Source organism: Chloroflexus aurantiacus J-10-fl (assembly GCF_000018865.1).
Classification (GTDB): Bacteria; Chloroflexota; Chloroflexia; order Chloroflexales; family Chloroflexaceae; genus Chloroflexus; species Chloroflexus aurantiacus.
In genome coordinates this window covers 2,076,937-2,089,294 of the sequence record NC_010175.1, presented here as the reverse complement: position 1 = coordinate 2,089,294, position 12,358 = coordinate 2,076,937, and the positions used below count along the sequence as shown (strand labels likewise).

Here is a 12,358-nt window from a genome sequence, read left to right as displayed (position 1 = left end):
CTCGTTACGATCATGGAACCGGTCGGCAACAAATGAGATACCCTCATAGTAGATGTTTTTTGAAACAGGTTCTACAGGCCCGTTGATTGTACAGGTTCGGTACAATCGGTTTCAAGGGCGAGAATATCGATCCGGGATCGCTGAATTTCTATCCAGTGACCGGCAAGCAATTCAGTACAACCTATCAGATCGGCAATTCGGGGTGCACTGAGTGTTGTGCGCAGCCCGATTGTCGCCCGTTCGCTCAGCCTGATCACCAGTTCGGTGTACAGGGTCTCGAACGGCAGATGTTCGCGCTGCACCTCCCAGGTCAATACATCGGCAACCTGACCGTAGATGACCGGTTCACTCAGTGGCGTAGTGGCAGTTTCGCTTGGTGATGTGATAAAACCTGCTCGCAACGGCGGAACTTGCATCCTGATACTACTGAGTGCACACAGCAGTCGCACATTAATGATTTGGCCTACGAGCGTTGGATCAACCCGATGATGCCGGTCAACCAGCCAGAGTCTCGTTCCCACTGCCGTGTCTGTACCGGCATCCAGCGGTGTCACCACAATCTGCGGTAAGTAGCGCCGACCGTCTTCGTGCAATGCCCCTGGAATAAACTGGTCGTAACGACAGCGCAAATAGAGCCGATCCAGCGCCTTAAACCGCATTCTGTACCTCCGAAACATCCCGCTCTTCCATCTGGCGGGTTGCAGCTACGAGCCGCTGCTCATTCAGGGCAGCAATGAAATCTCGTGGTCGATCAGGGCTGATGATCACAACCGAAGCATCATAGCGGGCGATGGCAACCAGCCGATGGCGATTGGTGGCAAAGAGGGCGACTTGCCCGTATGGATCAAGCCGAAACGGTCCCTGATACCCGAAGACGCCAGGGTTGAACGCAAAACGCAATCCGAAGCGTGGCATATCTGCTAAGCCAGTAGCCAGCGAGACCCCGCTGATCTGATCGAACGGGATAATCATTGCCGGTACCCAGCGACGTTCGATAACCAGTGCGTTGGCATCAATCCGGTACGCCCGTGGCTGAAAGGCATAACTCAGCAAGAGGAAGAGTGCCAGCGCGGCTGCCAGTCCCAATGGTATCTGTAAGCCGTTCCAACGGATATTGGCAAGGTAGGCAAAAAACTGTGGTAGTACCAGCAACCCACCAAGATACGCCAGGCCATACGTAATCTTGACCGCATATTCATCAAGTGGTGCCGGCATAAAGCGGTTGGGTTGAGATTGAGTCATGCTACCTTCCTTTGCTTTGCATTGGTAACGTTACTTCATTATAGCGCGAAGTCTCTGTCGTAACGGGTCTGGTGGATTTCCGGTTCAGTTCATGATACCTGCTATGTCGAAATCATGCTTCCCTTCCCCCCGTAATCGATGCCAGGTGGTAGGTTAGCCCACGTGCTCGCTCCCGGTAGTGTAATCACCTGGTAGGAAAGCATCCACGGAACATGGTGACGGCCATCAGGTAATATGTGCAATCCCTTCACCACCACACAGTCTTCGCCAGGTGATGGTTATAATTTTGCATATATAACAAGTTATTGCATTTCATTTAATGTTATTGCATAATCTATAGTGTGGCTGCGGCTGTTCATACGTCACTGCCATTCAGGTGAGCAGCAATGGCGCTATCGTGCAGGTATCACGTGCTTGCTATTGGTAGCAGGCGTGAAGTCTAAAACTCCTGCTCTACGTACATCACACAGGATACAGTATGGTTGCTGCATCGCCTTTACCACTCTTACCGGTGTCGCCCGACTACATCACCTGGCGCGGCCTGCCGATTGCCGTCTACCAGGCCGGTACCGGTCAACCCGTCCTGCTCATTCACAGCATTAATGCTGCTGCATCGGTGTTCGAGATGCGCGAACCATTTCAACGCCTGAGCCGGCATTTTGCCGTCCACGCGGTCGATCTGCCCGGATACGGCAATTCAGCGCGTCCGCCCTGGCGTTATCGGGCTGCGGTGTATATCGATCTGATCACGACCATCCTCGAACGGATCGGTCAACCGGCTGCCCTGATTGCCAGTTCATTAGGCGCGGCGTATGCGGTGATGGCTACTGTGCGCCGCCCCGACCTGGTCAATCGCCTGGTGCTGATCTGTCCTACCGGTATTGGTCAACTGGATCGTCCACCCGGTGTAGCAGCGTACACCCTCTACCAAATCCTCCGCAGCCCGATAGGTCGGCTGCTGTATCGATTACTCACCACGCGGGCCAGCATTCGCCTTTTTCTCACCAGTCAGGCATACGCCGATCCGGCAAATGTTACTTCTGAACGTCTGCACGGTTTCTATCAGACATGCCGTCGCCCTGGTTCGTATTATGCACCGATCTGTTTTCTTAGTGGCCTGCTTAACTGTAATATTGCCTCAGCCTTCGCGACCCTGACCCAACCGACTCTTCTGGTTTGGGGGAGTGATGCCACGACCACACCTTTGCGGTTGGCGGCCAGTTTCGTTCGGGTTCGGGTAGCAACAAAAGTGGTAGTGATTGATCGAGCCAGTTTGCTGGTGCAGGATGAACAACCAGAAGCGTTTATAGAACAGGTTATGCCGTTTCTTTCCTGACGGTTAAACATCGGAACTGTCGGTACCAAGGGGAGAGCGATGTTGCCTCTTCCCGGAATCTGGTTGAATAGAAGTTATAGCACGCTGTCGCGCTGTACCTTCGGACACTAGAACTTATTTCACTAAAGCTGTGCTGTCGTACTATCAGACTATCGCACAGGTCCATGAACGCTTACCAAATCACCAACGACAGGATTCCTGCTCCCACTCCATCTGTATGGAATTGAGGAGTGTTGACGACTATCTACAGTGCCATCACGCGCTGGATAGGTTGCCTTGCCCCTCGTCATGTGCGTGTCGCACTCCACACCGCGCGACACGAGCATAACGAGCGGATACAGCAATCCACCCGGCACGTGCTGGCACGGCTAGAGCTGTGCGCTGCCACCGGGCCAGTCGCTCAAAACAGCACCAATAGCGATCATACCCGCCTGATGCGCACGTGGTTGACACCGGTTATGGGTAATGCATAGCCCAGCGCAGGCAGGGGCGGGTCGCCTCTCACTGCTGGAAGCAGCGCAACTCCAACACCCTACGCCCGTCGGAGCAACTCAAGCAATGCTGCTGCCAGCTTTTGGCCGTCGTGGCGCAGCACCCGTACTGCCCGGCTCTGCTGTGGATTATCGAGTGATGTCGTGTACTGAATGACCGCTGCCGACAAATCGGCCTCGATGACCATACTACCCTCGATCATCACCCCACGCTGACCATGCATATCGCCAGGGATCGTTGCCAGCTCCTCGTAATCACTCGGATCGAGATAGACGGGGGTTTGATGGGCCGCGGCGTAGATGCGCGTCGTCTCCGGATCAATGCGTTGGGCATTGACCAGCACATAATCCGGGGTGATACCGGCAAACTCTCTGATCACGCGGATATGATCGGCGACGCGAAAGCCGCTCGTTCGCCCTGGCTCGGTCATCAAATTGCAGATGAAGATCTTCTTCGCACTACTTGTCCGTACCGCTTCGGCAAACTCGGGCAGCAGAAAGTTGGGCAGAATGCTCTCGAAGAGACTTCCCGGCCCTAACACAATCGCATCAGCTTCACGCAGCGCATCCAGGGTTACCCGCGTCAATTGCGGGAGCGCCGCCTGACTCAGCCGCAACTGACGCACATACCGTTCCGCCAGTTCAGGATGCAGGTGAATGTGACGCACATCGATCAGCGTGCCATCATCAAGCTCAGCAATTACTTCGAGCGGTTCTGGGGTCGGCACGACGTAATAGACATTCGGTTGGTTCAGCAACCCCGAAGCACGATAGTAATACTCAACCGGATCGGTGATCGGGACAATACACGTCATGCGATCAACCTGATCGCTCAATCCCGACAAAATCAACATCCCGGCACCGCCAGAGATAACTACAACCCGGCGTGGCCGACGCGCCCGGTCATATCCCAAGACCAGCTCACCATCGGCAGGCAACTGTTGTGGGCGAGGAATGACTACCACGCCGCTAAGCTGCCAGATACCCCCCGCCAGCACCATCAGCCCGACCGCCAGCAGCAGAACACCGCGCAGTGGGCGCGGCAGAAATTGCAGAGTCAACCACCAGACAACGTCGGGCAACCCTTCGACGGTACGATAGGCATGGATGAAGAGGTAAGCAACCCCCAGCGAGAGCAGCACGATCCCGATAAAAGTAAGGGAGAGCGATGGCAGCAGGTGGCGTAATGCGCTTAGACGACTGACAATTTGTTTCATGGATTAGACACTCTACAACGGATTACTGAACACCAAATTGAGCGCGTAGGGCAGTGTACAGAGTGCGCAGCCCACCGTTGCTCCGCGCCGCTGCTTCGCAAAAGAACAGACCGGCCAGCAATCCATCCGGGCAGGAACTCCAGCGGCTCAGTGCCACTTCGCCACTCGCCGTCATTGCCACAACCGGTTGCCGTTCGGTGTACAAACCATCACCGGCCAGTTCGAGCTTCATCCCGGTTGCTTCTTGCCACGCAGCCAGTTGCCTTGCCTGAGCCTGCAACGGGCTATTTGGAGCTGGTGGCGGTGCAATCACCAGGCCACGCTGCCGGTAGTGGGTAGCAAGGTGACCGGCCAGCAGCAGTGCAGCCTCAAACGGTTCCAGCACTTCACCACCCGGTTCAACCACAGCCAATGCAGTACCATCACCAGCAATCGCCAATCCGAGGTGTGAGTCGCTCTCCCGCACCAGCTTCCGTAACCGGTGAAGACTCGCTTCAAATGGCTGCGGCGACCCACGCCCAAAGAGCGGGTCTGGATCACGATTAATCTCAATTGCCCGTGTCTGTCCCCCTTCACCGAACAGAGTTGTGATGATACCGGCAGTTGTACCGGCCATGGCATCGACGAAAAAGGTCAGCGGGAGGCGGCGAATAGCATCCAGATCAATCGCCTGACGTAAGGCCTCGATGTAGGGTGTACGAATATCAATAGTCGCTATATTCGGCGTGGCAGGTGGAAACTCAACGTCTGGCAACGGAGCAGATGTCGGTGCAATGCTCAAACCAGACTTCTCATCAGCGATCAGGAGCAACCCCCCGATATAGTAAGGGCGATTGCGCGCCGACACATACAATGCACAATCGGCCTGCTTCTGATCGAGCGCGTGGTGGATGGCGGGCAGGGGGGTTGGCGTGCTGGCGAGCAGAACTGTTACCCCCTGCGCCACCAGGTCTTGTGCCAGCGTCTGGGCAAAGAGGTTTGCCAGAAAGCGCGTATCAAAACCGATCAAACAACGCGCACGTTGTTGAGCCAACGCCATACCAACCGTCATCGCCCGGCGACGCAGGTGTTCAAGCGTGAACCCGGCAGTATACGCTGCCTCCCACGACTGTAGGAAAGGGCGTCGATACGCGCTCATGCCCGTGTGCGGAACTCCTCGACGACACTCAACATCTCATCACGAATTGCTTGAACGCGCTCCCACGTCTGCGCCTCGAAGCGGGTCGTAATTGCCGGCTCGGTATTTGAGGCACGCACCAGCCCCCACCCATCACCAAAATCGATGCGCACCCCGTCGATATCAATAATCGGATACTTACCGGTAAATCGCTCGCGCAAGAAATCGATCACTGCAAACTTCCGTTCTTCAGGAAACGGGATTCGTCCTTCATCAATTGAAGGCAATACCGGATACGGTGCCAATGCTTCGCTGAGCGTCTGCCCCAGCTCTGACAGCGCATGCAAGAGCACTGCACCGGCAAACGCGCCATCGTCGAAGTACCGCCCGGGGAACGGAAAGATCGTATGTCCGCTCAGCTCACCCCCCAGTACGGCATCAATCTCGCGCATCTTCGCCGAGAGGCTGGTGTAGCCGGTCTTCCACATTACCGGTTCACCACCCAACTCGCGGATAGCCTGGGGTAACACCGCACTACACTTCACATCGAAGACCACTGGCCCTTTGCGCTTCGCCAGGAGCGCCTTCGCCAGCACAATCAGATAGCGGTCGGCAAACACCACCTCGCCATGACCATCAACTACACCCAGCCGATCCCCATCACCATCAAGCCCAATACCGAGATCGGCCCGGTATTCGCGGACCGCGGCCTGCAAGTGGCGCAGGTTCTCGACCTTCAACGGATCGGGATGATGGTTGGGAAAGGTACCATCTGGCTCAATGAAGAGGGGAATAACCTCAATCCCCAACGCCTCATACATTGCGACAGCCAGCGGCCCGGCCACACCATTCCCACCATCCAGCACAACGCGAGGACGTCGACCGCCGAAATCAATCCAGCGCCGTGCCGACTCGACATAGGCCGGGCCGATGTCCACCTGCTCGTAGCCACCACTCCCCTGAGCGAACTCCCCAGAAGCGGCGATCCGTCCCACTTCTTGAATAGCAGCCGATGGTAATGGTTCAGACCCAAAGCGCGGTTCTGCGCGGCGTAACTTCAGACCATTAAATTCCGGCGGATTGTGACTGGCCGAAACAATGGCCCCGGCATCAGCCCCTAATGCCTCAACCGCAAAATACATCACCGGCGTTGCCACCATACCAATATCGATCACATCCATCCCGGTGGCACGTAAGCCGTGAATTAATGCTGCTTGAAATCGCGGTGAACTGAGGCGAGCATCACGGGCCACGACAATCCGCTGCCGGCCCTCGTTGCGGAAGAGCGTGCCGGTTGCGCGCCCTAACCGTTCATAGATCGCCTCATCGAGATCAACCTCAACAATACCGCGAATATCATACGCCCGGAAAATCGTTTGATTGAGCGCTACGCCCATGCTTACCTCTGTTGTGGACGACGTTCCCCGCCAACGTCACACCATATTAATCGGGTTGGTTCGATCCTAGCCGAAAGCATACCATCCGTCAAGATTGAATATCAACGGACCTATTACGCCAGTTGCCGCCTACGTCTATGTATGGTATGCTATCGGTAGTTACAGCCAGCAACAACAATCATCCAGTAGAGCACTATGACAGCACCAGTAAGCGCAATTCCCGGCCCGCGTGGCCTGCCGGTGGTAGGTGTTGCCCCGCGTCTGTTGGGCGATCCGCTTGAGTTCATGGTACGTATCCAGCGCCACTATGGTGATCTGGTCAGGCTTTCGCTTGGCCGCCACACGATGTACCTGGCCATTCATCCCGACATGATCAAGCGCATCACACAGGAAAACTGGAAGAACTACATCAAGCGCTATCCGGCCATGGACGAAATCCTTGGCCAGGGTCTGGTCACCAGCAACGGTGCGCACTGGCTTCGTCAGCGGCGGCTGATGCAACCGGCGTTCCACCACCAGCGTATTGCGCGTATGGCGAGCATCATGGTCGAGGAAGCTGAGCAGATGCTGGCCCGTTGGGAGACCTATGCCCGTACCCGGCAACCGGTGGACATTCAACACGAGATGATGCTGCTGACGCAGAAGATCATTGTGCGTACCATGTTCGGCACATCGCTCAACAATGATGAAGCGGAAGCGGTAGGAAAAGCCTTCAACGACACTCTCAACTGGGCGGCTGGCCAGCAATTCCGCTGGTGGCAACCACCGCGCAGTTGGCCGACCCCGGGCAACCTGCAATACCGACGGAACCTCGAACTCCTGGAGCGCACGGTATATCGCCTGATTGAGGAACGTCGCCAGCACCAGGGCGAACACGATGATCTGCTCGAAATGCTGGTCACTGCCCGTGATGCCGATACCGGTGAACAGATGTCGCCGAAGCAGATCCGCGACGAGGTCATGACCATCTTCCTGGCCGGACATGAAACCACTGCCGGCACACTCTCGTGGATATTGCACCTGCTGGCCCACCATGGCGAGAGCGAGCGCAAGCTGCGGGCCGAATACGCCACCGTGCTCGGTGGCCGTAATCCCACCCCGGCCGATCTACCGCAGTTGCCGTACAACCGCATGGTCATCGATGAGACGCTGCGCCTCTACCCTCCGACCTGGATTCTCAGCCGTGTACTTGTTGAAGCCGACACACTGGGTGACTACGAACTGCCGGCAGGCGCCGTCGTTGCTCTCAGCCCATACGTCACCCATCGCCACCCCGACTTCTGGCCCAACGCCGAGAGCTTCGATCCTGAACGCTTCCGTCCGACGGCTATCGAACAACGACACAAATTCGCCTACATACCGTTCATAACCGGGCCACGGCAGTGCATCGGCAACAACTTCGCCCTGATGGAGATGCAACTCATCCTGCCGATGATCCTGCAACACTTCCGGGTCAGCGCCATTCCCGGTTATCCGGTACGGCCAATCCCACGCGCCACCCTGCGCCCAGGTCCAATGCAGTGGATGGAGGTGCGCCGGGTGGGGGAGGGGTAGGGATGAGGTTTTGATAATTACGATTGCGAATACTGCTCCTGGTGAGGTATATTCCAGACGGTGTACATCCCATTACCTGCTAGAGAGTGAATGGAAGTGAACGTATGACAGGGTCTCCTCCTGAACGTGAGCGAAAAGGATAAATCTTCGTGATTACGGGTAGATCTTATCCTTTCCATCAACATGTCAGGTGGTTGTTCATCATTCTACTACTTGTCGTTATCAGTGGCCTTGTTTATCAACCACTGCATAGCATGATGGAACAATATCGCTTGTTCCATCGCGTCGAGCAATTAACCCTCAATTCTCTTCAGATTGAGGGTCTTGCATCATCTTACGATCCGTGGCGAGACCCTGTCCCCCTTACCACCGCAGAAGGCCGTGCGGTCGCGCACCAGGCACTCACCGAAGCCCAGCGCCTGGCTGCGACCGCTCCCTCCGATACCGAAGCGCTCCGCCAGCTCGGCCGTGCAGCACTGCTGGCCGGTCAGCCAGATATTGCGGTTGCTGCTTTTTCGCAGGCAGTTGCGCAACGTTCCGACAGCCCGTTGATCTGGTTTGAGCTGGGTATGGCCTACGAACAACTTGCCCCGGCACATGTTGTAGAGGCATTGACATTCGATCAGCCAGATAAAACTCGCTGGGAATGGTTGCCCTCACCGCCAACCCAACAGGACTGGTCCTTACCGGTCACTACTACCGAACCGTCAGACTGGTGGCTCCCTCCTGAACCGATCACACGCACCGTCTTCGCGAATGAGCAACTCACACTGCGCATTACATTGCCTGCCCAGCCGGTTGTGCTCAGCTTTTGGATGGGCACACCTACAGCGCAACCGGCAACCTACCGGGTGATGCTTGACGGGGAGGTAGCAGGGACATTTGAGCTGGCAGCGCCTGAGCAAGGCTGGCAGCACGGGTACATCGATCTGGCGCCGTGGGCCGGGCAGACCGTGATCATCACCCTGCAGACCAGCCCGACAACGGCCGGTTGGGGCGATCTGCGGCTGATTGACCAGGCAGCGCTTGCATGTATACGTCACGATTGCCTGCAACGTGCCGCCGCAGCCTGGCGGCAGGGTGGGTTTACCGCTGCTGACTTTCTGCATAGGGGGACAGTTGCGTTTCGCCAGAAACAGTACGACGAGGCGCTGCGGTGGTATGGGCGGGTTGCCATGATGGGTGGCGACACCACGAGTACGCGCTGGTACACCCGTTACCTGATCACCAATGAGCGGGAGCTCCTGGATCAGAGCGTTGCATCTGATCAAGGCTGGATCAATTCTGAATTACGTCTACGGGCCTGGTTACGGTGGGCTACACTTCTGCACGAAGAACGGCGTTTTGCAGAAGTGGAACAGGGATTACAACACCTGATTGTGACAACCCCTGACATTAATCCATCAACCACGCGGTTATGGTCAGATGTGTACCGCCTTTTGGCGCTTTCCCTGTGGGGGCAGAACCGCGCTGCTGAGGCTATACCCTATGCCGCAAAGGCAGTTGAAATCGATGAGCGGAGCACCTGGGCACACATTCATTATGGCAAGATTTTATACATTGCCGATCCGAATCAGGCTTATCTCACCGAGCAGGCTTTTGCGAAGGCATTAGCACTTGATCCACATCCCGCTATCTGGCGTAACCTGATCGGCTTCTGGCGATGGGTCAAGGAACCAGAGCGGGCAGCAGCATTGTGCCGGCAAGCGCAACAGCAAGGGCTGGTTGAAGAGGTACAGCAGGAGTGTACGAAGTGAAAACCTACAAACCTGGCGAATATTGGGAGCAACGACTAAGCCAAGATTTTGACTTGAGTGGCGTTGGACACAAAGGATTAAGCCTAGATTATAATATACAACTTTATAACCGCCGCCTGGAAGTGTTAAAATCAAGACTATCTCAGGCAAAAATTGACATTTCGCAGAGTCGTGTACTGGAAATAGGCTGCGGTAATGGATTTTACACGCAATTCTTCACACAGCATCAGGTTAGAGAATATGTTGGTATAGATATAACCTCAGTTTCAATTGATAACCTTCAGCAACAATTCCCTGATCATCGGTTTGTTTGTGCAGATATATCAGAATTAGATGTCAGCCACCTGGAAGGGAAATTCGATATTGTTTTCGCTGCAGACGTCATGTTTCATATTGTCGATGACGAGAAATTTAAAGCAGTAATCCGAAATGTAGCTTGTGTATTAAGATCAGGAGGTCTATTAATTATATCAGACATCCTTCCGCAAGAGACGACTCAGACAGCACTTCACGTTCGTTTGCGATCTAAAAGTGAATATTCCAGACTCTTTCAGGAGAATGGTTTAACCATTCGATATATTGAACCAATTTTTGTAATCGCACATCCGTCGCCAACCTATGGACATCACTTATTGTGGAATGTAATCACTATATTCTGGAAATCATTGTTACGTGTTAAGTTTAAAAGATGGCTAATCGTAGATAGCATGATTTGTCGATTACTTCTCTGGTTAGACCGAAAGTTTTTATGTCCAAAGTATGGTCAGAAAACTCCAAATAGCAAGTATATTTTTGCGTACAAACAATGAAACAGGTTTCACTAAGTAGCATCATATACACCATTGGTAGCGCTGCAAACAGTGCAGCTCTCCTTATTATTGTACCATTCCTGATTAATACGCTGAACGCTGAAGAATACGGTGCATGGTCAATTTTTGAGGTCGCGATTTTCTTTATTAACATGCTTATCCTCGCAGGACTCGAAGTCGGGTTAATGCGGGAATACTGGCAGCAAACTGATGAAACGTTGCGGGCGCGTCTGGTTGGAACAGTCGTTATTGCCGTTAGTTTACTGGGAACGATTATCACGGGCTTCGGTGTATTGGTAGTCTTAAGTGGGGTAGGCAGTGATTTACCGGGATCACCACTTACTCTGATCCTCGTGCTCGCGATTGGCTGGAGCGACGCCTGTTTCAGATTGATACTCTCTGTCTTTCGGATTCGCGAGCAGCCCTGGATATTTATAACCTTATCTTTCCTCCAATTAGGGGGATTCGCCCTTCTTCTCGTTGGTTTTCTGTACGCCGGTTTTGGCTTGATCGGTGCGCTCACCGCCAGGCTTTTGTCGTCAGTGATCCTGTTTTTTGCCGGTCTCGTGATCGGTCGGCGTTTCATTCAGTGGCGTATTGATCAGACTGCGATCTGGCGGATTGCCAGATATGGACTACCCCTACTGCCGACGAATATCGCCTCCTATATCTTACTGGCGGCTGACCGCTACGTCATCCAGTACGCGCTTTCATTAGAAGCAGTCGCTATCTACACGTTCGCCTACAAAATAGCTACGATCCTCGATGTCTTTGTCACCCGCCCATTTGCTATGGATTGGGCACCACGCCGGTTTAAGATTGCTACCCTGCCCGATCCTGAACAGTCATATGTCCAGATTCTCTTGCTCTACCTCTGGGTAGCTACTACCTTTGCCCTCATCGTGATGGCGATAACGCCCTTCATATACAAACTGATCGCCCCGATAACATACTGGTCTGGGATAGAGATTGTATCGATCATCCTGTTGGCGTACATCATTTATGGATTGAGTTACCCGCTCAATGTCGGCATTATGTTAAAAGATCGGACGCAGGACTTGCCGATCATTGGGGCAATTGCGGCAGTCAGTTGTCTCGGATTATGTCTGTGGTGGATCCCCATCTATGGCATCAATGGCGCGGCCTGGGCAACCGTTGTCTCCTACCTGGTCTGGACGGGATTGATTGCCGTTGATTCGTTGCGTATTTACCCAATCAAATATCCCCTAAAAATCATTGGCGGGATGATCGGGTGTGGTATCCTGGCATATGGCGGATTATGGTGGAGCAATACCGTATGGCCAGATGTTCACCTGGAGATTATCGGACTTCGGGTTGGTTGGGTTGTCACCATAATGGGTGGATTGGGGATCGGTTTATGGCGCTACGTTCATCGCAAGCCGGCTGCGATTCTTGATCATCCGCTCAATGCTTAGAA

At 54.4% G+C, this 12,358-nt stretch carries 11 protein-coding genes; 6 read left to right on the top strand and 5 right to left on the bottom strand.

All coding sequences use genetic code 11. The features are described 5' to 3' along the window. Positions 1 to 71: 71 nt before the first annotated feature. The gene (locus CAUR_RS07940; protein WP_012257395.1) at positions 72 to 659 is read right to left on the bottom strand and encodes a hypothetical protein; all 588 of its coding nucleotides are present in this window, start codon (positions 657 to 659) and stop codon (positions 72 to 74) included. Beyond that, positions 649 to 1,242: a PH domain-containing protein gene (locus CAUR_RS07935; RefSeq protein WP_012257394.1), complete on the bottom strand. Its 594-nt coding sequence runs from the start codon at positions 1,240 to 1,242 to the stop codon at positions 649 to 651. The genes CAUR_RS07940 and CAUR_RS07935 overlap by 11 nt, the downstream gene beginning before the upstream one ends. 478 nt (positions 1,243 to 1,720) lie before the next feature. Between CAUR_RS07935 and CAUR_RS07930 the strand changes: the two genes are divergently transcribed. After that, positions 1,721 to 2,578, top strand: coding sequence for an alpha/beta fold hydrolase (locus tag CAUR_RS07930; RefSeq protein ID WP_012257393.1), 858 nt, complete (start codon positions 1,721 to 1,723; stop codon positions 2,576 to 2,578). 230 nt (positions 2,579 to 2,808) lie between these two features. After that, entirely contained in the window at positions 2,809 to 3,051 is a 243-nt protein-coding gene (locus CAUR_RS07925; RefSeq protein WP_157866408.1) for a hypothetical protein, read from the top strand. A gap of 59 nt (positions 3,052 to 3,110) precedes the next feature. Here CAUR_RS07925 and CAUR_RS07920 read toward each other — a convergent pair whose 3' ends face one another. Genes CAUR_RS07920 through CAUR_RS07910 form a run of 3 tightly spaced genes read right to left on the bottom strand, consistent with a single transcriptional unit; the run spans position 3,111 to position 6,800 of the window. After that, positions 3,111 to 4,286 (bottom strand): gluconeogenesis factor YvcK family protein, encoded by a 1,176-nt coding sequence (locus CAUR_RS07920; protein WP_012257392.1) that lies wholly within the window; start codon positions 4,284 to 4,286, stop codon positions 3,111 to 3,113. Between the two features lie 22 nt (positions 4,287 to 4,308). Beyond that, positions 4,309 to 5,424, bottom strand: a complete 1,116-nt coding sequence (locus CAUR_RS07915; RefSeq protein ID WP_012257391.1) for a phosphohexomutase domain-containing protein — start codon at positions 5,422 to 5,424, stop codon at positions 4,309 to 4,311. Next, a complete protein-coding gene (locus tag CAUR_RS07910; RefSeq protein ID WP_012257390.1) occupies positions 5,421 to 6,800 on the bottom strand; it encodes a phosphomannomutase/phosphoglucomutase in 1,380 nt (459 codons plus the stop codon). The genes CAUR_RS07915 and CAUR_RS07910 overlap by 4 nt, the downstream gene beginning before the upstream one ends. 195 nt (positions 6,801 to 6,995) lie before the next feature. Between CAUR_RS07910 and CAUR_RS07905 the strand changes: the two genes are divergently transcribed. From CAUR_RS07905 to CAUR_RS07890, 4 genes are all read left to right on the top strand, one after another. Continuing rightward, a complete protein-coding gene (locus CAUR_RS07905; protein WP_012257389.1) occupies positions 6,996 to 8,354 on the top strand; it encodes a cytochrome P450 in 1,359 nt (452 codons plus the stop codon). Positions 8,355 to 8,608: 254 nt separating this feature from the next. After that, complete coding sequence (locus CAUR_RS07900; protein ID WP_012257388.1) at positions 8,609 to 10,111, top strand: tetratricopeptide repeat protein; 1,503 nt, start codon at positions 8,609 to 8,611, stop codon at positions 10,109 to 10,111. Next, positions 10,108 to 10,920: a class I SAM-dependent methyltransferase gene (locus CAUR_RS07895; protein WP_012257387.1), complete on the top strand. Its 813-nt coding sequence runs from the start codon at positions 10,108 to 10,110 to the stop codon at positions 10,918 to 10,920. Before CAUR_RS07900 ends, CAUR_RS07895 begins: the two co-directional genes overlap by 4 nt. Then, the gene (locus CAUR_RS07890) at positions 10,917 to 12,356 is read left to right on the top strand and encodes a lipopolysaccharide biosynthesis protein (protein ID WP_012257386.1); all 1,440 of its coding nucleotides are present in this window, start codon (positions 10,917 to 10,919) and stop codon (positions 12,354 to 12,356) included. The genes CAUR_RS07895 and CAUR_RS07890 overlap by 4 nt, the downstream gene beginning before the upstream one ends. Positions 12,357 to 12,358 lie beyond the last annotated feature (2 nt).